At 67.0% G+C, this 21,461-nt stretch carries 15 protein-coding genes; 6 read left to right on the top strand and 9 right to left on the bottom strand.

Annotation, left to right across the window (positions count from 1 at the left end; all coding sequences use genetic code 11):
• The first annotated feature begins 61 nt into the window (after window positions 1–61).
• Together DIZ26_RS16495 and DIZ26_RS16500 are read left to right on the top strand one after the other, a co-directional pair.
• Window positions 62–646 (top strand): hypothetical protein, encoded by a 585-nt coding sequence (locus DIZ26_RS16495; protein WP_112242236.1) that lies wholly within the window; start codon window positions 62–64, stop codon window positions 644–646.
• Between the two features lie 8 nt (window positions 647–654).
• Window positions 655–1,719 (top strand): hypothetical protein, encoded by a 1,065-nt coding sequence (locus DIZ26_RS16500; RefSeq protein ID WP_157979737.1) that lies wholly within the window; start codon window positions 655–657, stop codon window positions 1,717–1,719.
• A 95-nt stretch (window positions 1,720–1,814) separates the two neighbouring features.
• Here DIZ26_RS16500 and yczE read toward each other — a convergent pair whose 3' ends face one another.
• Window positions 1,815–2,477, bottom strand: a complete 663-nt coding sequence (gene yczE, locus DIZ26_RS16505) for a membrane protein YczE (RefSeq protein WP_112242240.1) — start codon at window positions 2,475–2,477, stop codon at window positions 1,815–1,817.
• A gap of 62 nt (window positions 2,478–2,539) precedes the next feature.
• Here yczE and yczR point away from each other — a divergent pair, with 62 nt between their 5' ends.
• Window positions 2,540–3,976 (top strand): MocR-like transcription factor YczR, encoded by a 1,437-nt coding sequence (yczR, locus tag DIZ26_RS16510; protein ID WP_112242242.1) that lies wholly within the window; start codon window positions 2,540–2,542, stop codon window positions 3,974–3,976.
• An 82-nt stretch (window positions 3,977–4,058) separates the two neighbouring features.
• On the top strand, window positions 4,059–4,697 hold the full coding sequence (gene msrA, locus DIZ26_RS16515) for a peptide-methionine (S)-S-oxide reductase MsrA (protein WP_112242244.1): 639 nt from the start codon (window positions 4,059–4,061) through the stop codon (window positions 4,695–4,697).
• Between the two features lie 319 nt (window positions 4,698–5,016).
• Here msrA and DIZ26_RS16520 read toward each other — a convergent pair whose 3' ends face one another.
• The 5 genes from DIZ26_RS16520 to DIZ26_RS16540 form a co-directional block, all read right to left on the bottom strand.
• Window positions 5,017–6,759: a glycoside hydrolase family 3 N-terminal domain-containing protein gene (locus tag DIZ26_RS16520; protein WP_112242246.1), complete on the bottom strand. Its 1,743-nt coding sequence runs from the start codon at window positions 6,757–6,759 to the stop codon at window positions 5,017–5,019.
• Between the two features lie 244 nt (window positions 6,760–7,003).
• Window positions 7,004–7,765 carry a class I SAM-dependent methyltransferase gene (locus DIZ26_RS16525; RefSeq protein WP_112242248.1) on the bottom strand — a complete coding sequence of 254 codons (762 nt, stop codon included), beginning with the start codon at window positions 7,763–7,765 and terminating at the stop codon, window positions 7,004–7,006.
• 327 nt (window positions 7,766–8,092) lie between these two features.
• Complete coding sequence (locus tag DIZ26_RS16530) at window positions 8,093–9,376, bottom strand: hypothetical protein (protein ID WP_112242250.1); 1,284 nt, start codon at window positions 9,374–9,376, stop codon at window positions 8,093–8,095.
• Window position 9,377: 1 nt separating this feature from the next.
• On the bottom strand, window positions 9,378–9,791 hold the full coding sequence (locus tag DIZ26_RS16535) for a hypothetical protein (protein WP_112242251.1): 414 nt from the start codon (window positions 9,789–9,791) through the stop codon (window positions 9,378–9,380).
• Window positions 9,792–10,060: 269 nt separating this feature from the next.
• Window positions 10,061–10,612, bottom strand: coding sequence for a hypothetical protein (locus tag DIZ26_RS16540; RefSeq protein ID WP_112242253.1), 552 nt, complete (start codon window positions 10,610–10,612; stop codon window positions 10,061–10,063).
• Window positions 10,613–10,813: 201 nt separating this feature from the next.
• Between DIZ26_RS16540 and DIZ26_RS16545 the strand changes: the two genes are divergently transcribed.
• Window positions 10,814–12,550, top strand: coding sequence for a sialidase family protein (locus DIZ26_RS16545; protein WP_112242255.1), 1,737 nt, complete (start codon window positions 10,814–10,816; stop codon window positions 12,548–12,550).
• Window positions 12,551–12,618: 68 nt separating this feature from the next.
• Here the strand turns inward: DIZ26_RS16545 and DIZ26_RS16550 are convergent, their stop codons facing one another.
• From DIZ26_RS16550 to DIZ26_RS16560, 3 genes are all read right to left on the bottom strand, one after another.
• The gene (locus DIZ26_RS16550) at window positions 12,619–12,876 is read right to left on the bottom strand and encodes a hypothetical protein (RefSeq protein ID WP_112242257.1); all 258 of its coding nucleotides are present in this window, start codon (window positions 12,874–12,876) and stop codon (window positions 12,619–12,621) included.
• Window positions 12,877–12,962: 86 nt separating this feature from the next.
• A complete protein-coding gene (locus DIZ26_RS16555) occupies window positions 12,963–13,490 on the bottom strand; it encodes a DinB family protein (protein WP_112242259.1) in 528 nt (175 codons plus the stop codon).
• Window positions 13,491–13,569: 79 nt separating this feature from the next.
• Window positions 13,570–14,154, bottom strand: a complete 585-nt coding sequence (locus DIZ26_RS16560; protein WP_112242261.1) for a DinB family protein — start codon at window positions 14,152–14,154, stop codon at window positions 13,570–13,572.
• A 298-nt stretch (window positions 14,155–14,452) separates the two neighbouring features.
• On the opposite strand from DIZ26_RS16560, the gene DIZ26_RS16565 reads away from it, so the two are divergent.
• Window positions 14,453–21,028, top strand: coding sequence for a DUF6531 domain-containing protein (locus tag DIZ26_RS16565; protein WP_232828391.1), 6,576 nt, complete (start codon window positions 14,453–14,455; stop codon window positions 21,026–21,028).
• The last annotated feature ends 433 nt before the right edge of the window (window positions 21,029–21,461 follow it).

Here is a 21,461-nt window from a genome sequence, read left to right on the forward strand (position 1 = left end):
GAGCAGGATCCGGACCGGTTCGCCGGAAAGCGGTCTCTGTGGAGGAAGGGTTCAAGCGCGGATGAAGACGCAGGACAGATCGCTCGACGACGACGCGTTGGCGATGGCCGATCTGGCCGAGGTTCCGGACTGGACCGCTGTGGCGGGGCCGGACTCGGACCAGACCGGTGAATCGGTGGTCAGAGCCCTGGTGCAGCGGGTGACCGCCGCGACCAGCTGGCAGCCCTGGCCGCTCGAACCGGGCGAGAAGATCGGCGACGAGTCCGCCTCCTGGGGTTTCACCACCCGGCGCGGCATCACGATGATCGTGTTCGACGGGCTCGCGTTTGCCGACGTACGGACGAGCGGCTGGTCGGCGTACGAGATCGGGCCGGACGACATCGCCGAGGCGGAGGCCGGGCTCGATGCCGCTTGGCCGGCGCACTTCGACCTCGCGGTGAAGACCTGGGGCGAACCGGCGTACGTCGGTTCGTCGGTGAACAACCCCGCGTTTCTCGACGAGTGGGGACCGGGCGCGGGTTCGGACCGGCGGCACCTGGCTGTCTGGCTGCGGCCGGGCGCGCAACTGCAATTGTTCAGCGACGCGCCTTCGCGGGACCCGCTCACCCCGTCGGTCGGGGTCAACTACGCCGTCTATATCGACTAGGAGTTCTGATGACTTCTCCGCACCAGGGCCCGGGTATGTGGCAGCAGGGCAACCGGGAGCAGGCGCTCGACTGGCTGGCCAACCTCGACCCGCGCCAACAGCAGGCGTTGCAACGCTCGATCCAGGCCCATCAGGCGCTCGCACCGATCTACAACGCGACCAGCCGCGTGATCCAGTCGGCGCAACGGACAGCTGCGCGGCTGAGCGACTACGCCCAGCGGCTCGCCAGCAGTGCTCGCAACCTCGGCCAGTCGGCAGTCGCGGCAGGTCAGACGGCGGTCGCGGCTGGTCAGTCCGCGGTGGACCGCACGCTCGATCGTGGCGCAGCAGCCGTCGACCGCACGATCGAGCGCGGGGCGGCAGCTGTCGACAGGACGCTCGAGCGCGGGCAGGCGGTTGTGGATCGGACGGTCGAGGGTGGGCAGGAGGCAGTCGCGCGGCTGACTGAGATGGGCCAGCGTGGTCGCGACAACGTTGCCGGTGCCGCTGAGTGGACCGCGGCGGCTGCGACGGGCGTTGCGTACCGGGCGATCGACGGCGCAACGGCAGCGGGTCGCGGGATCGCCGGCGCCGGACGCCAGGTTGCCGCCGCCGGCCGACAGGCTGTCGAGGCAGGTCAGAACGCGGTCGGCAAGGTCTCGCGCTGGTTCAAGGAGAAGCAGACCAACACGTCCGTCCGCGCCAACGCGGCCCGCGCGGCCTTCCAGGCGTTCCGCACCGACCCCGCGCTCCAGAACACTGTCAGCCCGAAGGACGTGAAGGTCCTCAGCGAGCAGGCAGCCGCGATCGGCACCGCCAAGAACTGGGACGAACTGAACGCCGCCATCCAGCAATTCGGCCAATCAGCCGAACGCCTCGGCGGACAAACGGCCACCCCTCAAGCAGCCGGCCAGGCAACCGCCGCCGAGAAGGCCAACAACCCCGCCTGGGCCCTCCAAGGCACCGCTCACCCCCACGGCGCCGTCACCCAAACGCCCGCTACGGCTCAGGCAACGTCCCCAGCCCAGGTCCAGGGCGAAGCCGCCAAACAAACCGGCGGCAAACACCGAGCCGGCCCCGAAACCGAGCGCTGACAGCACTACCGCACAGCTACTGACAGCTGAGAGGCCGGCCCACCCCTGCGGGCCGGCCTCTCAGCTTGCTGTGGTTTCCCGCCTTCCGACGCGGGCTATTTGGTTGCTGCAGGCAAGCGGATGGTGAAGAGCGGAAGGAGGAAGTGGACCAAGGGACCGATGGCGAGGGCGTAGGCGACGGTTCCGAAGCCGACGACGCCGCCGAGTAGCCAGCCGATCGCGAGCACAGTGACCTCCAGGGTCGTCCGCACCAGGCGCACGCTGAGACCAGTACGCCGTACGAGGCCCGTCATCAGCCCGTCGCGCGGACCGGGGCCGAATTGCGCGCCGATGTACAGCGCGCCGGCCAGCGCGTTGACCACGATTCCGCTTGCCATGAAGACGATGCGCAGCCAGAGCGCGTCCGGGCGATCGACCGTCGACAGCGTCAGATCCGTCACCAGCCCGATCACGATGGCGTTGCTGATCGTGCCCAGCCCGGGCCACTGCCGCAACGGGATCCACCCGAGCAACACCACGAAGCTCATCGCGATCACCACGGTCCCGAAGCTGACGTCGAGGTGCTTGGTGATGCCCGAGTGCAGTACGTCCCAGGGATCGAGCCCGAGGTTGCCCTGGATCATCAGGCCCATCGAAGCGCCGTACAGGGTGAGCCCGACGTACAGCTGCACGAGCCGGCGCGGCAACTGGCCTGCCTGGAGCTGCTGGATCGGGTTGAGGGCGGCAAGGGCGCGCGGGGCTTCGGCAGTGGCGGTCACACGAACCAGTCTGCGGGTGATTGGCCTGGTGTTCGATAGCCAATTAGGCAATAGTGGACCGCATGACAGGCCAACATGTCCCGGCGAGCACGCTCTCCGGCCTGCTCGGTGACTGGTCGGGCGCCTCCGGCCCGGCGTACCGGAGTCTCGCCGACCGGCTCCGATTGCTGATCGCCGACGGCCGGATCATGCCCGGCGCCCGGGTGCCCAGCGAGCGAGAGCTCACGGACGCCCTCGGAGTCAGCCGGACCACTGTCGCCTCGGCGTACCGCGAACTGCGCGACCGCGGCTATCTCACCAGCCGGCGCGGATCGGGCAGCGTCACCTCGCTGCCGTCGAAGATCGAGCCCGAACTCGGCCGTCACCACGCGCCCGGGATCGACACGGAAGGCCTCTACGACTTCACCTGCGCGGCCTCCCCCGCAGTACCGGGAATCAGTACTGCGGTCAGCGAGGCGCTCGAAGATCTTCCGCGGCACCTCGCGACTCCGGGCTACCACCCGCAAGGGTTGCCCGAATTGCGCGAGGCGATCGCCGCGTCGTACGAGGCTCGCGGGCTGGCGACCTCGGCGGACCAGATCATCGTCACCGCCGGCGCGCTGGCCGCGACGTCGATCGCGATCCGGGCGATGACGCAGATCGGCGACCGGGTACTGACCGAGAGCCCGACCCACCCGAACTCGGTGGACGCCATTCGTCGCAGCGGTTGCCGGGTCGTCGCCGTACCGATGAGCCCCGGCGGCTGGGACCTTCCATTGCTAGAGGCAACGATTCGTCAGACGTCGCCGCGGGCCGCCTGGATGGTGGTCGACTTCCAGAATCCGACCGGCTGGTTGATGTCTGCGGCCGATCGGCAGCGGTTGGCGATCGCGTTCGCCCGGGCGCGGACCACGGCGATCATCGACGAGACGCTGTTCGAGCTGGCGCTGGACGGGCAGGAGATGCCGCCGCCGTTCGCGCTGTTCGACCCGGCGGGTGTGATCACGGTCGGATCGGTGAGCAAGTCGTTCTGGGGCGGGCTGCGGATCGGGTGGATCCGGGCGCCTGAGGCACTCGTTGCCCGCATCCTCGACGCTCGCGGCTCGCTGGATCTGGGGGCGCCGGTGCTGGAGCAGCTCGTCGTCTGCCGGTTGCTGCGCGAGCGCTCCGGAGTACTGGCGGAACGGCGTACTGCGTTGGCTCTGCAGCGTGAAGCTCTTGCGGACGCCTTGCGATCCTCGTTGCCGTCGTGGCGATTCGAGGTGCCGGGTGGCGGGTTGTCGCTGTGGTGCGAGTTGCCGGATCCGGTCAGCTCGAGTCTCGTCGGGGTCGCGCAGCGCAACGGCGTACTGGTCGTTGCCGGCTCGCGTTTCTCCCCCGACGGCGGGCTGGAGAGCTTCCTGCGGTTGCCGTTCACGCTCGACGCGGACACGCTGCGTGACGCAGTACGGCGACTGGCCGACTCGTACGCCGGTCTGGCTGCGGGCGCGCCTCCTCGGCGTACGGCGATGATCGCGTGAGCGTCCCGTAATCGGCTGGGGGAAGGTTCGCCCTCGGGCGGGCGTTGAGAGACTATGAAAGTCACTCTGCGAGAGGCGTGAGATGTCGTTCTTCAAGCGCAACACAGCCCTGGTCGAGCCCGAGGCTGCCCTGCCCGGCCGCCAGGAGCCCGGATTCGCCGTACCGGCCGACAACATCGTGCTCGGTACGCCGCAGACCGCGCCCGCTCCGGCCGGCTTCGAGGAGGTCTGGTTCGGCACCGGCTGCTTCTGGGGCACCGAGGAGATCTTCTGGCAGCAGCCCGGCGTCTACACGACGGCCGTCGGCTACGCGGGTGGGTACACGCCCAACCCGTCGTACGAGGAGGTCTGCACTGGACGGACCGGCCACACCGAGGCGGTCCGCGTCGTCTACGACCCGACCAAGACCACCTTCACCGACCTGCTGAAGGTCTTCTGGGAAACCCACGACCCGACCCAGGGCATGCGCCAGGGCAACGACCTCGGTTCGCAGTACCGCTCAGCCATCTACTACACCACCGACGCCCAACGCGCCGAGGCCGAACGCACCCGCGACCTCTACGCCCCCGTCATCAAACCCCTCGGCTACGGCGACATAACCACCGAGATCGCCCCGCTCGGCTCCTACTACTACGCCGAGGGCTACCACCAGCAGTACTTGGCCAAAAACCCCAACGGCTACCGCTGCCACAGCAACACCGGAGTCAAGTTCCCCGGCTGACGTGTAAGCCCCGCCCCGACCGAGCTCCCACGATGGGGCGCTGTGCCCACCCGACCCTCATGCGGCCCTGCGCGATCCGGATTGAACCCGGATCGCGTGGGGCCGACGCCTTGCTTGCAGCGCTACCAGCAGCAGTACTTGGCCAAATCCCCAACGGCTGCCACAGCAACACCGGGCGTAGCGTTCCCCGCCAACGCCTGATTTAGTAGCAGGACGAGGGCGACACTTGATGGTGTCGCCCTCGTCGTCTGTTCGGGTGGTGAGATCGGCGAGCCGATCGACCGAGAGGCCTACGAGTGGTCGGCGGGTCATCTGTTTGTCAGCCGACCGGAATGTCGCCGGTGGTCCCGTAAGGCACGGCGAACTGGGCTCGGGCGTACCAGGTCCCGTTGGAGGGACGGAACAGAGCCACGTCGTACCTGCCGTCACCGTTGTAGTCACCGGGTGCCGGGATGTCTCCGAGCCTGCCGTATTGCACAGCCGGCATGCCCAGCACGTACCAGTAGCCGGTGGACGGACGGAACAGCGCCTGCTCTGCGCGCCCGTCGTCGTCGTAGTCGGCGGCAACCGGCTGGTCGCCGAGTCCGCCGATCCGGATCGTCGAGATACCGCGGACATACCAGGTGCCGGTTGACGGCCTGAACACGGAGAGGTCCGCACGGCCGTCGCCGTCGTAGTCCGCCGGGGTGGGGATGTCGTCCGCCGCGCCGTACGTGATCGTGAACAGACCCCGGACCCACCAAGTCCCCGTGGACGGACGGTAGACCGCGATGTCGGTGCGGCCGTCGCCGTTGTAATCCGCCGGGGCCGGTATGTCTCCGCTCTGTCCCCAGCGAATCTGGCCGATGCCGTAGAGGTACCAGGTCCCGTCGGACGGCCGGAACACGGCCGGGGAGGTGCGTCCGACGCCGCCGTAGTCCCCCGGAACCGGAACGTCGGCCGGCAGCCCGTAATGCCTCGCCCACAACCCACGGACGTACCACGTGCCGGTCGAAGGTCGGTAGATCGCGATGTCACTGCGGCCGTCGCCGTTGTAGTCGCCGATGACGTCCGCGCGCGGAATGAGCCCCATCCGCTGCTTGGCGAACAGCACCTTCAGGACCGCCGCATTCACCTTCTCGCGGAACGTGCTGTCGGAGTTCGCCCGGGCCAGTACCGCGCTGACCATGCTGGGGATCAGGGTCGGGTCGGTCATCAGGATCATGTCTCCGCCGGCGTTGACGAAGTTGAGTGCGCGGGCTGCCGGTGACCAGGACTGCACCTGCTTGGCGGCGAGGGAGTCGCTGATCACGACCCCACCGAACCCGAGCTCCGAGCGGAGCATGCCGCCGATGATCTTGGTCGAGAACGCCGCGGGCACGCCGGGATCGATCTTGTTGTAGTTCGCCAAGGACATCATCACGAACGGCGTACCGGCCGTGACCCCTGCACGGAAGGGCGCCAGGTACGGGTCGTCGTACGTCGTCACGTAGTCGGTGACACCTGCAGAGACGTCGGTGTTGGCGGTGACCCTGCCGAGTCCGGGGAAATGCTTGATGCTGGTCGCCACGCCCGCTCCGAGCATCCCCGACATGAATGCACTGCCGTGGCTGGAGGCGACCGAGGTGGTGTATCCGAACTCCCGGTCGTAGTAGCCGATCGGTTTGTTCGTGTCGCGCATGGCATACGGGACGGTATCCATCACCGGTGCGAGGTTCTGGTTGACGCCTGCCGAGCGCAGCTGACGTCCCCAGGTCAGCGCACTGGAACGCAACGTGCTGGTCGACCAGGTTCCCTGGGTCAGGGCGGTCGGCATCCGTGCGAAGCCTGGGCCTTGCAGAACCTGGACGTTGCCGCCTTCCTGGTCCGTGGCGACGAACAACGGTACGCCGAGTGTCGCGGCGGAGGTCGCTCTGCTTTGGAGGCCTCGGGTCACCGACAGCGTCGCGCTCGTACTCAGGGAGCTGCGGCCGGTCAACATCACCGAGCCGACGTGATAGTTCGAGATCGCCGAGTACGTCGCAGTCCCGGGCCCGGTGGCGGTGCCGCCGACCATGAACAGCTGTCCGACCCGCTGCGCCATGGTCATTCGGTAGAAGACCGCCCATGCTCCCCCGGCGGGGACGGCCGCTTGGGATACGGCCGCCTGGGTTGCGGAAGCGGCTGCGGAACGGGATCCCATCGTGACCGTGGTGCTCACGGCAAGCGTGAGAGCCAGCAGGCCGGCGCCAAGACGAAGTCTGGTCATGCCCGGTGAACGCGCAGTGAGGCGCAAGAGTTGCCGAACCCGCGAGAACCGGAACGGCTACAGCAAGACAGGCGTCGTGTCAGTGCTGGCGGCGGGCTAGGTGGAGGTGGATTTGGGCGTTGAGGTCTACGGTTTCGGGGAGGGTTTCGAGGGTGCGGCGGAAGACCTCGGCTCGGTCGGCGGGTGGGAGCATCACGTAGGCCGAGACGGTGGAGAGCTGTCCGATGTAGTCGTGGGCGCTGATTGTCAGGCGTCGTTCGATCACCGACTGCTGGACGTCGGTGAACCACTCAGATTGCTGGAGTTCTGTGCCCGGCCATTGCATCGGGCGGTCCGCGGGTGTGCCATCGGGTGATGGGACGCCGTCGTCATCCAGGTACGGCGCACGTGCCGCGCGCGCCGCCTCGCGGAGGGCGGGGTCGGCAAGCTGGATCGGTACGCCGAACGAAGCGAACACGCCACCCGGTTGAACGAGCGCGGCCATCCGCGCCCATCGGCCTTCAGGGTTGGTCCAGTGCAGCGCGGCGGCCGCATAGACCAGCTCGTACGACGAATCCAGCGGCAGGTCTTCGAAGGCGGCCTGCACGGGAGTGACGTTCGTCGGCAGGTGTTTGCGCAGCTCCGCGAGCATGGCCGCGTCGGGCTCGGTCGCCGTGACCGCGATCCCGGCCTGCGCGAACAGGCGCGTCGCCTTGCCTGTCCCGGCACCGATCTCAAGAGCGTTCCGGATCGGCGTACCGGCGTACGCCATCACCTGCTCGAGCAGTTCCACCGGATACCCAGGCCGGAACCTTTCGTACGCCTCCGCCACCGTCCCAAAACTCAACGCCCGCACGACCATCCCCGCATCCTGGCACCTTCCCCGCCCTTCCGCTCGCCACTTTCGTCCGCCACCCATCCCCAAGCTGCTGCTCGTACGTCGCGGCCGACGGCTGTGGTGAGCGTGGGTTGCAGCGCAGACCGGCGTACCGACCGACAGGACGTTGTACCGGGCTGAGGACCCAGCACCGCTTGCAGACGGGTGCGAGACAGGGAAATCACCTGACACCACCTGTCCGTCCGTACGCGTCGTCCTCAACACCGCCGGCTGGCAATCGGTGCTGTGCCTGGTCGAGGGGCATTGCCGTCGAAGTGCTCGGCCTGCTGGACGGTCGCGCGCGGGGCTGGGTCAGCCGCGTTCGGGGGTTGGGGCTTTGGTGGTGCGGGTGGCGTGCTGGGCGGCGGATTGGCCGTTGCGGTCGGGGCGGGCGCCGTCGGTTGAACTGCCGTTGACGTGGACGGCACCGGATGCGGGGGCTTGGCCGCCGCTCATCATGGCTCGGAGCTTTACCACCTCCGGCGAGACGGCCTGCCCGGTGCTGGGCGTTTCCCGGTTGGTTGCTTGCGCCTGGCCTTGGTGAACGGGTTCTGGCCGCTGCTGACCTCCAGGCGACCCTTGCTGTGGTCCACCCTGTTGCGCCGCCGTCTGCTGGGCTTGCTGTGGGGCCGTTTGTTGCTGAGTGGTCTGCTGGGCTTGCTGTGGGGCCGTTTGTTGCTGAGTGGTCTGCTGGGCTTGCTGTGGGGCGGCTTGTTGAGGGGCCTGGCGGGCGGCTTCTTGTTGGTACCAGTTTTGGTAGTGCTGTTCGGCGTGGCCGACTGCCTGGTCCATGCCGCTGATGGCTCGGCTGGCGGCGTCTTTGGCGAGCGTGGTCTTTTGTGCGCTGTTCAGGGACTTGTCCGCCTGTACCACGGCGGCCAGCTTCTCGAACTCTGCGCGTGCCGGCGCGACCACCTGGGCCCGGATGGCGTCGCGGTGGGATTCCGGCATCAGGCCGCCGAGGCGCTGGTCGATAACCATGTCAGCTGCGGCGTTCCAGCGCTGCGCGCGCTCGGTACCGATCAACCGGGTGGCGATCTCGTCGGTGGACTGGCCCGTCCGGGCGGCGAGAGCGCTGTTCAGGTCCGCCGACGCCGAGGTGTACGCGGGATAGGCGTCCATGCTCGGCTGGGTCAGTACACCGGGCTGGGCAGCGTCGAGCCCGACATCGGCGATGACGCCGTCGAGGTTGCGGTGGGTCCAGTGCTCGGCCTGCCCTTCCTCGAGTGCGCGGCCGGCCGGATCGTGTGTCGGGTGCGCGCCGGGCACCGTCGGATCGCCGTAGTGCGACGACAGGTGGACCGCCTCGTGGGTGACCGTGGCCGCGGCGTCCCGGAGGCGGTAGTTCTCGTCGTTGGTCAACGGCCGGCCGCCGGTGTAGGCCTGCCTGACCGGATCCAGCACCATGCTCGGGCTGACCGTCATCGTGCCATCGGCATGTGCAGAGCCGAGTACGCCGGGGTCGAGCTCCTCGAACACCTGCTTGTTCCACCGCGTCGGCGACCCGGTCCGTTGCTCGACGGACCTGATCACGCTCGCCACCCACTGGTACTCGGGTGACGACGGCGGCAGCTCCTTGCCCTTCTGACTGGGCATGTCAGCCCGGCCGGCCCTCTAGCTGGAGCTCCTCGATCAGCCGGGCCAGCGACGAGTTCATCCGCAGGATCGTCCCGGCCTCGCGGGCAGGGGCCTGCTCGGCCAGCTCCGCGATGGCGCGGATCGCCGACTCCGCCACGGCGATGCGCTCCTCGGTCGACCCTTGCGCGCTCGCGGCCTCGCCTTGCAACTGGACGGCTCGCTCGAACTGCTCGCTCGTACCGGGCGCCGGCCCGGTGATCAGCTCAGGCAGCCGCTCCGCCCTGGCCATGGCCCGAGCGCGCCAGAGCTCGTCCGGGATCAGCGCCGCCAGCCCCTTCAACCGCTCGACCTCCGCCGTGATCGTCGCCTGGTCCGCACCCCGCAGCGAGTCGGACAACGCACGCACCTGAGTGTCCACGGTCTCGAAATCCATACCTGAACCTTAACGAATCCACGGTCCGCTGACTCCTCGAACGACGGCAAGGCGCCCGCGGACGTACGGCGTACCGACGGACAGCACGTAGTACGAATGGCGGCGCCATGTCGCCGGGAACCGAGTAGACCTCTAGCAAAGGTGTGCTGTCGCTGCTCGGCCAGATGAGCAGGACACACACCCCGTACGCATCAGCCCAACGCGTTATTGTCCGTGAGAGTGACGTGCATCCTGTCGTCTGATGCTTCAGCAGCGAGCTCGTAGGGCTGTCAGAGTGGCGGGTTCTGGTCGGAGCTTGGTGTGGGTTCTTCGGTGAGCAACTTGAGGCGGCGTCGGAGCTGCCGGGGGTGGTACCAGTGCCCGAAGAGGAGAGCGGCGAAGAGAAGAGCAGGCAACAGCGCGCTCAGCGAGTCAGCGATAGCCCCGATGACACAGGTGGCTAGGAGCAACCTCAGCACGATGACGGTCAGCTTGCGTGTCCTTCGGCTGTACGGCGCCAGTTGCAGAGCGGCAATGGAGGCTGCTGCCGACCGGACCTCCGCATCAGCAGGAACGGGTCCGCCGGTCGCTGCCTTGTGAGCCAGTTCGACCTTGTCGCCGGGGAGATCACCCTCAGCCTGTTTCACTTCCTTTTGCCAGTTGGCCAGCGACCGACCCGCCAGCAGACCGAACGGGATACCGGTGACGAGGGCACCAAATTCGGCCTCTGCCGAGCTGGAGCCGTCCGACTTGAAGAAGAAGAGTCCCATCGCGACTCCGAACGGGATGCCGAGCATGACCGCCAAGATCCACCACGGGAGGTCGGATCGGCGTACACGCATCTGACAATCATCCATCAGAAGCAGCGCCCAGGTCTCGTGCAACTGAGGTTGGGATCCCTTTGTGAGCAGGCTGTTGCCGGGTGGTGGCGCGAAGTCACGAGGGATTCGAGGTGTTGCGTGGGTGGAAATCCGGGTGCACTGTCGAAAGGCCAGACGGGCCGGGAAACGGTCCCGGGCCGATGGCCGTCCCGGGGAGGCATCATGGGCGCACCACGTCGCGCCATCGCTTCCGTCGCCGTACTCGCGGCCGCTTTCGCCGGAGCCGCGGTCGCTGCCTTCGCCTCGCCGGCCGATCAGGAGGTGACGGTCGGCAGCCCCTCAACTCCGTTCTCGCAGAACAAGCAGAACGAGCCGGCCGTGGCGATCGACGCGCACGACCCCTCGGTGATGGTCGCCGGAGCCAACGACGAGATCGACATGGAGTCCTGTGCGGCGGGCGACCCGACGACCTGCCCGTTCACGGACGGCGTAGGTGTGTCCGGGGTCTACTTCTCCTTCAACCGCGGCGCCTGGATGCAACCGACGTACACCGGCTGGACCGCCCGCGACTGCCTCGGCCCGGCAGCCTGTACGCCGCATGTCGGCCCGATCGGCACGCTCCCCCACTACTACGAGGCCGGACTGGTGTCCGACGGCGACCCGGCCGTTGCCTTCGGCCCCCGACCTGGTGCCAACGGCACCTTCTCCTGGAGCAATGGGTCCCGGCTGTACTACGCCAACCTCACCTCCAACTTCAGCGCCGACCGGCGACTGGAGACCTTCCGGGGTATCGAGGCGATCGCAGTCTCCACGACTGACAACGTTCGCGCCGCCGCGGCAGGAAACGCGTCGGCTTGGCGCGCGCCCGTGATCATCTCCAAGCAGTCGGCCACGACATTCTCCGACAAGGAGCAGCTCTACGCCGACAACGCCGCGAGCAGCAGGTTCTTCGGCCACGTCTACGTGTGCTGGGCGTCTTTCCGCAGCAACAGCCGTGGACAGGCATTCCCGGTACCGCTGACGGTTGCACGGTCGGCCGACGGTGGCCGGACCTGGATCACCAAGCAGGTCGGCCCGGCGACGAGCAACGGCCTCAACTCCCAGCCCGACGGCTGCGTCGTACGAACTGACAGCACCGGAAACGTGTACGTCTTCGGCATCGGCACCCGGAACGGAGCCACGTACCAGATGATGTACCGCTCCACCGACGGTGGCGCGCACTGGACCGGACCGTTGCTGGTGGCAACCGTCGTCGAGCCGGGCGTCTTCGACCCGGTGCAGGGACGTCCGGTCATGGACGGCATCGCCGGCGCGCGCGTCGACCTCGCCGGTGGACCGAACGTCGACATCGCGAACGGCCGTCCCACCGGCGCCGGCGCGACCAACGAGATGTTCATGACCTGGGCCGATGGCCGTCAGGGCCTGAACAACGAGCAACTGATGCTGACCTGGTCCCGCAACGGTGGACAGTCCTGGGCCACTCCGTCGGCAGTGCCGATCGCGGCCGGCGACCGGCCGTTCTACAGCGCACCGGCGGGCTCACCGGACGGGTCCGACCTGTACGTCGTGTACAACGCGTTCACCACGCCGTACCGCAACGACACCACGAGCGCGCGCGGGCTGGTCGGCGTCGTGATGCACGCGAACGTGGTCAACGGCGTACCGACTGGCTGGTCTGTGCTCGAACGCAGCCCGGTCGGAGATCCACGGGGTAGCAGCGCAAACGCACTGATTTCGGAGTTCCTTGGCGACTACGTGTACGCCGCGGCGACGAACGACTTCGCGGTCGCCGTCTGGAACGACACTCGCGACGCGGCACCATGCGCGACGATCAACGCCTACCGTGCCTCGCTCTACACGGCCAACCCGCTGAGCCCGCCCAACGTGCTCGGCACCTGCCCGGCAACCTTCGGCAACAGCGACATCTTCGGAGGGACGTACACGGATCCCACACCCTGATCCGACGCCCGGCGGCGGAGGAGCAAATCAAGGCTCCTCCGTCGCCGGACCCTCCTGCCATCCGGCGGTCAGCGGAGCGACTTGGAGAACATGAGGATGGCGTCGTCGTCGATGCGGGCCGGCGAGTTCCAGTTCACCGTGACATAACCGGCGTACTCGTCATCGACCGTCGCCACGAGGACGCTGCGCACGCCGTCCCGCTGCTGCGCGAGGTACTTCTCGTACTGCGACAACGGCTTGTTCCAGCCGATCGCGGCCATGGCCGCCGCGATGATTTCCGGATCGTCGTCCCGTAGCGCCCTGATCACGTACTCCGAACCGCCCACGAGACTCCTCCAAGCCGAGGTACCGACGTCTGCACGCTAGCCCGCCGACCGGCCTGACGTCTCCAGGATTTCCAGCAGCAAGCCGGTCAGCCCATGCTCTTCTGGCCGTCGATGGATTCGCGGATGATGTCGGCGTGACCGGCGTGCTGGGCGGTCTCCGCGGCGATGTGGAGGAAGACGCGGCGGGCGGACCAGAAGACGCCCGGCGGCTGCCAAGGAGCGGCCGGAAGCTCGTGGCTCTGGTCCAGATCGAGGGTGCGGACGAGCTCGTCGGTGGCGGCCGCGACCTTCTCGTACTCAGCCAGTACGCCGGCCAGCGTCTCGCCGTCGACCAGGCGGAACTGGTTCTCCCACCACTCGACGAGCTCCGGCGTGAAGTCCGCCGTCTCGGGCATGCCGCCGCCCGTCTGGGCGAACTCCGCCCACCGCCGCTCGACCAGCGTGACGTGCTTGATCAGCCCGCCGACGGTCAAGGCGCTGACCGTACTGCGAGTGTTCGCCTGCTCGTCGGACAGGCCCTCCGCCGTGTGGCGCAGGAAGTAGCGATGCTTGGTGAGGAACTCGAGGATGTCGGCGCGCTCACCGGTCAGGACGTGCTGCTCGTTCGTTGTCATGCTTGGAGCTTAGAAGGAGTAGCGGCCAGTTTCTGACCGCTACTCCGAGCAATTCTCTCTCGTCCGAGGACCGGCAGCTCTAGATACCGCCGGCTGCTCTCGCCGCTTGCTCCACCTGGGCGCGATAGGTGCTCCACCAGGCTTCGTCGTGGTCCCCGATGTTGGAGTTGTGGGCATTGAGGCCGACCGCGCCGTCGAGTTGTTCGCGCAGGATGTCGGCGTGGCCGGCATGGCGATTCGTCTCGGCGACGACGTGAACCAGGACCTGGTGCAGCGTCACGTGGGGATCCCCGGTCCACCAGGGCACCCGGCCGGGAGCGTCGGCGGGAAGGGTTTCGATGGTCTCGTCCGCATGGGCCCAGACGCGCTGATAGCAGTCCACGAGGTCGGCCCGTGACTCGTCCTCGGTGGCGAAGCTGTCCGCGTTCGGGTGCGCATCGTCGTCCCACCAGGGCAGATGCTCGGGGAACGGACGCCCGAAGGTGTCCCCGAAGTACCCCGCCTCGACGATCGCCAGATGCTTGACCAGCCCCAGCAGGTTGGTGCCGGTCGGCGTCAACGGCCGGCGTACGTCGTACTCGGAAAGTCCGTCGAGCTTCCACACCATCGCCTTGCGCACCGAGCGCAGATAACCGTGCAACGTCTCTTTCGGATCAGCAGTCATGCCCCCAAGCCTGTCAGCCCACCAGGCGACTGCGTTAATCCTCAAACCTATTGCCTTTGGCAACTTTATGTAGAGCTTGGTGCCGGTTTCGTCAAGGCAGTTGCACGTTGTTGCAGAACGGGCTGCAACAAGTGGCAATGTGGGTAACAGGCGCATCCGCACGGGCGATGGTTGGGTCGCCGACCCGCTCGACGACCCTGCCCTGTCGTCGATGTCGCCCGGTCGGCGTGACCTGAGGGGTTGCCCCGTGAATGTCCTAGCTCGATCACCCCGATTGCGAAAAGTTCCACGAGGAGTAGTGGCCGCGGTTGTCTCGCTGGCCCTGCTGGCCGTCGGAATGGAAGCCCAGCAAGCCGAAGCCCTCCCAGCCACCGATCAGAAGCCAGCTGCCGTTCCCCCGAAGAAGGTGGACTCGCGTCCCGACATCGTCTCCGCGGCCGTCACGGCCCGCTCGCAGGGTTCGCGAGTCGAGGTCGAGTCGATGCGGACGGAGACGTCGACCACCTGGTCGAACCCGGACGGCACGATGACGACCGAGGCGCACGCGGCGCCGATCCGCTTCAAGTCCGGCGGCGCGTGGAAGGACGTCGATCTGACCCTGCAGAAGGGGATCGACGGTTCGGTCGCGCCCCGTGCGCAGCAGCACGGCCTGCGCCTCGGCAAACACAACGCGGCGACCGGTCAGGTCTTCGCCTCCGCCGACTCCGGTCCCGGCAGGTCGGTCGAGTGGATCTCCCCGTGGAAGTTGCCCGAGCCGACTTTGGACGGCACGAAGGCGACGTACGCCGAGATCCAGCCCGGCGTCGACCTGGTGTTGGATGCCCGTCGCAACGGTTTCGAGAACGACTTCGTCGTCAAACAGCGCCCGACCGCCGCACCGGTATGGCGAATCCCCTTGCGCACCAAGGGATTGACGGCCAAGGCGCAACCGGACGGCTCGATCAACTTCGTCGACTCCAAGAACGTCGTACGGTCGACCATCCCGGTCGGTGACATGTGGGACTCGGCCTCGGCCAAGACCACCGTGAAGGTCACCGTCGAGCAGGTCACGCCCGGCAAGGCGACCCTTGTGATCGCGCCGGACGCGAAGTGGTTCCTCGACCCCGCCCGGCAGTTCCCGGTGACCGTCGACCCGACGTACGCGACCACTGCCACCTACGCGAACTTCGACACCTTCGTCCAGTCCGACGTCTCCGGTGACCAGTCGGCCAACACCGAACTGCGCGTCGGCAAGACCCCGACCGGCGTGGCCCGCTCGTTCCTGAACTTCGACACCGCCCCGTTCAAGGGCAAGGACATCGTGTCGTCGTGGCTGAACATCTGGCAGCACACCTCAGCGTCCTGTACCCCGTCGACCGTCAACGTCCGCTCGACATTGACGTTGGCCACCACCGCGACCCGCTGGGCCAACCAGCCCGCCCTCGGCACCGTCTACGGCTCGCTGTCCGCCGCGAAGGGCTTCTCGAGCGCCTGCCCCGGCGGCCGGATCATCATCCCGATGACGAGTCTGGCTCGCGCATGGTCGAACGCCTCGTACACCGTCGGCGGCCTCGCCCTCGTCGCGGCCAACGAGGCCGACGCGAACTCCTGGAAGGAGTTCTACTCCACCACCGGCACCAAAGACCCGGTCATCGGCATCACCTGGAACCGCCCGCCGGCCAAGCCCGCCACGGTCGAACCCTCCGAGGCCGTCGCCTACGCAGCACTCGGTGACACGACCTCGTGGCTGTACTCCGCGAGCCTGACTCCCTGGGTACGCACCAAGGCCACCGACCCCGACGGCAACACCGTCAAATACATCTTCGAGTTCTACACCGGCTCGGGCGACACCCTGAAGGTCTGGGGCACCTGCACCTCCTCGGTGTACGCCTCCGGCACCCTCGCCGGCTGCCGCCCATCCACCTCGTTGCCCGACAACACCTTGCTGTACATCCGCGCCAAGGCCAACGACGGCCGCGTCGACGGCCCCTGGGTCGGCTACAACCAACGCCTCCGCACCGGCGCAGCCGTCCCATCGCAGCCGACTGTGTCCTGCCCCGCGCCGTACAACAACAACGACTCCTGGCAGGACAACCCGCCCACCGCAGACGTCACCTGCACCGTCACCGCAACCGGCGTCGGCTACAACGCCCCCGGCTACCTACGCCTCATCGTCGACGGCAAGCGTCCGACGACGAACTTCACCGGCGGCGCCGAAGGCCAGATCAAGATCACCCCGTCCAGCGACCCGAACGTCGCCAAGTTCCCGGTCACCTTCAGCAAGGACACCCCGGGCCTGCACACGATCGTCGTCCAGGCCCAAACCCCGGCCGGCACGCTGTCGTCGAACGCGACGTACAAGTTCGGCTGGGGCGGCACCTCGCTGACCTCACCCGCCGCAAACCCCCGCACCACCACGATGAGCACGGTCCGCGTCACGGCCGCAGGGCCGCCCAAGGGCCTCGCCTCCTCGGTGACCGCGAAGGTCAAGTGGCGCGTCTCCGGCTACGGCAGCGCCGATGACCTCGTCGGCTGGAACGAAGACCCGACCGCCCTCACGGTCACCGACAGCGGCGCCGGCGGCGTCAGCGTCAACACCCAGTGGGACAGCACCACGGCCAAGGTCGACGCATTCCTCGACTCCGACCCCAACACAGCAGGCATCCAGCCGACCACTCTCAACGACCGCGTCCCGGTCCTTCTGGACGTCCAGGTCTGCTTCAAATACGGCACCTCCGAACAATGCACCTGGTCCCAAACCCCGAACACCACAATCCAACGAGTCCCCCACGCCTTCGGCAACGGCTTCCCGACCGCCGACGCAGGTTCCGGCCAGGTGGCGCTCTGGACCGGTGAGTTCAACACCGACAGCACCGACGTGTCCGTCCCCGGCTACACCGGCGACCTGTCGATCTCACGGTCCCACTCGACGTACTCCGCGCCGACCAACAACATCGACGGCGCCTTCGGTCCCGGCTGGATCGCCCAGTTCGACGGCGCCGAAGCCGGCGCAGCCGGAATGCGAGTCATCGACTCGACCAAGATCGATGGCAGCATCGCCCTCGTCGACGGCGATGGCAGTTCGCTGGTGTTCACCTCGCCGACCGGCAAACGGCGGACGACCGGCAGCTTCGACACCGGCACCTGGATCCCGGCCGATGAAGACACCGAACTGGACGGATCGAAGCTGACCGTCAGCGGTTCTGGTACGTCGACAACCCTTTCGTACATCGAAGACGACGGCACCATCACCACGTGGAACCCGGCAGCGCTGCCCGTACCCACCGACCCGACGTGGTGGCGGCCGATCACGATCAGCGAGCCAGGGATCGCGACCAAGACGACGTACTCCTACGACACCGATGGCCGCGTCGTGCGGATCCTCGCGCCGACGGGACCGGGCGTCACCTGTGCCGCGTACAACGCATCGCAGCCTCTGACCGGGATGGCTCCGGGCTGCCGCGCACTGCACTTCGAGTACACGCTGATCGGCTCGAGCCAGACCCGGTTGAGCAAGGCGTGGCTGGACATCTACAACCCGGACAAGACCGGTGGCGCCGGCATGGACTCGATCCAGGTCGCCGCGTACACCTACGACACCAACGGTCGGCTCACGAAGGTCACCGACCCGCGGTCGAATCTCTCCACGGAGTACACCTACAACGCCGCAAACCACCTCACGTCGGTCAAGCCGGCCGGCCAAACGGCGTACCAGCTGGACTACGTCACCGCCGACGACCGCGAGAAGCTCGACACCGTCAAGCGCGATCGTCCTGCCGGTGATCCAGCAGGCGGAACGGCGACGCTGGCGAAGTTCGTGTACGACGTACCGCTGTCCGGCGCAGGTCTGCCAGACCTCACGGCTGGTTCGGTCGCCAGGTGGAACCAGAAGACAGCTCCGACCAAGGGCTTCGCGGTCTTCGGCCCGGACCACGCGCTGTCGGGGGCCCCGGGCACCGACGATTGGCAGTACGCCGATCTGCAGTACACCGACGCAGCCGGCTACACGGTCAACACAGCGAAGTACGGCGCAGGTGACTGGCAGTACACCTCGACCGACTACAACGACCTCGGCAACGTCACTCGTGAACTCGATGAGCGGGCGCTGCGAACCGTGATCGACAACGCAGTACCGGCCGGCGCTTCGGCCGACCAGCTCGCCACGGTGAACGTGTACAACGCCGACGTCAAGAATGCAGCGGGCGACACGGTCGTCACCCCGGCCGGGACTCTGGTCACCGACTCCTACGGCCCGTCGCGCTATGCAACGGTCAAGGACGGCACCACCAAGTGGGTCCGCACCCACACCCACACGGAGTACGACGAGCTGGCGCCCAACTCCGGCATCAACCCGGCAACGACGTTGCCCTACCGCTTGCCGACCACGGTCACCACTGGTGCGTTCGACCCGGGCGCAGGAACTGAAGAGCCGCTGACCCGCACCACGACCGACTACGACCCCGCCGTCAGTGGCGATCCGTCCGGCTGGGCACTCGGCCAGCCGAGCAAAACCACCACTGACGCCAACCCAGCCGGACCGCGCAACGACGTCACCGGTGACATCGTCAAGGTGACTCGGTACGACGCCGAGGGCCGTGTCATCGACAGCCGTCAGCCGAACTCCAACGGCGCCGACGCAGGCACCACCAGGACGGTCTACTACACCGCGGCCGCCAACTCGCAGTACCCAGAGTGTGGTCTCAAGCCGCAATGGGGCGGCCTGACCTGCAAGGTCTACCCGGCTGCTGCCCCCACCAACGGTGGCACCGCCACCACGACACTGCCGACCACCACGACGAGCAACTTCACTTACCTGCTCGCCCCCAAGACCGTCACCGAAACCTCCGGTGCCGCCACCCGCACCACCACGACGAGCTATCTCCTCGACGGTCGGACCCAGAACACCAAAACCACGGTGACCGGGCTGACGGGTTCGACTCCGAACACCGCTAAGACCACGACCTACGACCCGGCGACCGGCCAGGCGACTGTCATCACAGCCACCGCTGCCGACAACACCACTACCAATGTCACCACCGGCTACGACAGCTGGGGACGCCAGACCAGCTACCAGCCGCAAGGCGACCCGGCGACGACGACCGTGTACGACGCCAGCGGACAGGTCGCGACCGTGACCGACTCCAACGGCTCGACCCGCTACACCTACGACGGCACCGACGCCGCCGGAAAGACCGAACACCGCGGTCTCGCCACCAAGGTCGAGGTCACCACCGCTGGCTCCACGTGGTCCTCGACTGGCGCCTACGACGCCGACGGCTCCATGACCGTACAGAAGTTGCCCGGTGGGATCACTCAGTCCACCGACTACGATAACGCCGGCGAACCGACCGGGCTGCGCTACACCGGACAGGTCACCACCACCAACGAAGACGGCACCACCACTACCGATCCCGATGGTCCGTGGCTGTCATGGTCGGTCGACAACGACGTCACCGGCCGTGTCGTCCACGAATGGACTCCGGACGGCAACGCGTTCAACGGCTCTGCCGGTGACGCACCAGGAGATGCGATCGGGTATGACCGCGGCTACAGCTACGACAGCCTCGGCCGTCTCACGAAGGTCCAGGACCGCACCGCCACAACCACCGGCGTCGACGTCACCGACCCGACCCAACTCCCGGGCTGCGTCACCCGCACCTACGGCTTTGACCGGAACGACAACCGACTGACCAAGTCCACGGCCCCCGCGGCCGCTGATGGCTCCTGCACCACCACTGGATCCACCACCACCAACCGCACCTTCGACACCGCCGACCGCCCAGTGACAGGCGCCAACGGCGTCGGGAACTACGTCTACGACCTCCTCGGCCGTACGACGACTCTCCCGGCCTCCGACGCCCCGAAGCCGGCCGACGGCAACATCACCATCGGCTACTACGACAACGACCTCGCCCGGTCGATCGCACAGGGCGGAACCACCACCACCTACACCCTCGACGCCCTGGACCGCCGTTCAGTAGAGACGGCAACCAACGCCAGCGGCTCGACCGACACCATCCGCCACTACACCGACACCTCCGACAACCCCACCTGGGTCACCACCGGCACCACGACCCAGCGGTACGCCGAACTCATCGGCGGCGACCTGTCGCTCACCGTGGACCAGACAGGCAAGGCATCGCTGCCGATCGCCAACCCCCACGGCGACACCGTCACCACCGTCGACCTGACCGGCACCCAGCCGGCCACCTCGATCGGCGCCTGGACCAACTACGACGAATACGGCTGCGGCACCCCAGCCGACACCGGCCCCATCGACTACGGCTGGCTCGGCGGCAAACAACGCGCAGTCTCAGGCACCGGCCTGACCCTGATGGGAGTCCGGGTCTACAACGCCGCAACCGGCCTCTTTACCAGCACGGACCCGGTCCCAGGTGGAAACGCAGGGGCTTACGCTTACCCAGGCGATCCGATCAACAGCTTTGATCTCGACGGCCAACGTCGCTGCTGGACGAAGTGGGCATGCAAGGCATACCGCGCCATCCGGGGCGCCTACCGCCACACCACCATCTCAGTCAGTGGTTGTGTAATCCTGTGCTACGGCGCGAGTTTCCAGGGCGGCACGGTCGGTCTCATTGACACCCTCGGTAAAAACAGGTCGTTTGGGTACGCGATGCCTGGACTTAGCCTCGGATACGCACGTCGCCGACCCAACGACCGAAGTCCAAAAAACCGCTGTACAGGAGGAGGGTTCGCACTTCCTGCTTACGGTGGCTTCTATGGCTGCGGTTCGAGAGCGAAGTCGAAGTACTTGAGGAAGCGCAGGATCAACTCGGACTGGGAGTTCGGCTACACCACTCGAGGGCTATGGGGCGGCGTCTGGGGCGGAAGGCAGGTCTCAAGATCATGGCGTTTGAGGTGGCTTAGTTGGTAACCATCCGCAACGTCAGTCGTCATGCCATAATGACGCACATGGTTCCTCGTCGGCCAAAACCAATATCCGAAGCCGAAATCCTGCATAAATGGGGCGCCGGCCCGATCGTCCAGGTTTTCATGTGCGCACCATTTCTGGCTCTAGTTGTGTTCACGGCCATTGAGGGAAGAGAGGAGTTTCCACTTCGTCTGACCTGGCCCGGCTTCCTGGTTACTGGATTGATGATGCTGGCCGGCATTCGGGCGCACGACTCTGTCAAAGTCACCGACCAGGAGCTCATCATTCGATGGCCGATTGCTAGTCGCAGAATCGCACGAACGAATGTTGTTTCAGCGCGATTCGGATATTTCGGACTCTATATCCGCCTACACAACGGGAGCACCGTACTTGCATTGCTCGCACCGAAGATGTCCTCAACCGAATTGAGCAGTGG

Origin of the sequence: Kribbella monticola (assembly GCF_003261635.1) — a bacterium.
GTDB lineage: Bacteria > Actinomycetota > Actinomycetes > Propionibacteriales > Kribbellaceae > Kribbella > Kribbella monticola.

What these genes read in the sequence shown, in the direction of transcription:
- yczR (WP_112242242.1), top strand. Translation starts at nt 2,540, where the DNA reads ATGACAGGCCAACATGTCCCGGCGAGCACGCTCTCCGGCCTGCTCGGT.
- DIZ26_RS16555 (WP_112242259.1), bottom strand. Translation starts at nt 13,490, where the DNA reads ATGACAACGAACGAGCAGCACGTCCTGACCGGTGAGCGCGCCGACATC.
- DIZ26_RS16520 (WP_112242246.1), bottom strand. Translation starts at nt 6,759, where the DNA reads ATGGCGCAGCGGGTCGGACAGCTGTTCATGGTCGGCGGCACCGCCACC.
- msrA (WP_112242244.1), top strand. Translation starts at nt 4,059, where the DNA reads ATGTCGTTCTTCAAGCGCAACACAGCCCTGGTCGAGCCCGAGGCTGCC.
- DIZ26_RS16495 (WP_112242236.1), top strand. Translation starts at nt 62, where the DNA reads ATGAAGACGCAGGACAGATCGCTCGACGACGACGCGTTGGCGATGGCC.
- DIZ26_RS16540 (WP_112242253.1), bottom strand. Translation starts at nt 10,612, where the DNA reads ATGCGTGTACGCCGATCCGACCTCCCGTGGTGGATCTTGGCGGTCATG.
- DIZ26_RS16530 (WP_112242250.1), bottom strand. Translation starts at nt 9,376, where the DNA reads ATGCCCAGTCAGAAGGGCAAGGAGCTGCCGCCGTCGTCACCCGAGTAC.
- DIZ26_RS16525 (WP_112242248.1), bottom strand. Translation starts at nt 7,765, where the DNA reads ATGGTCGTGCGGGCGTTGAGTTTTGGGACGGTGGCGGAGGCGTACGAA.
- DIZ26_RS16560 (WP_112242261.1), bottom strand. Translation starts at nt 14,154, where the DNA reads ATGACTGCTGATCCGAAAGAGACGTTGCACGGTTATCTGCGCTCGGTG.
- DIZ26_RS16535 (WP_112242251.1), bottom strand. Translation starts at nt 9,791, where the DNA reads ATGGATTTCGAGACCGTGGACACTCAGGTGCGTGCGTTGTCCGACTCG.
- DIZ26_RS16500 (WP_157979737.1), top strand. Translation starts at nt 655, where the DNA reads ATGACTTCTCCGCACCAGGGCCCGGGTATGTGGCAGCAGGGCAACCGG.
- DIZ26_RS16545 (WP_112242255.1), top strand. Translation starts at nt 10,814, where the DNA reads ATGGGCGCACCACGTCGCGCCATCGCTTCCGTCGCCGTACTCGCGGCC.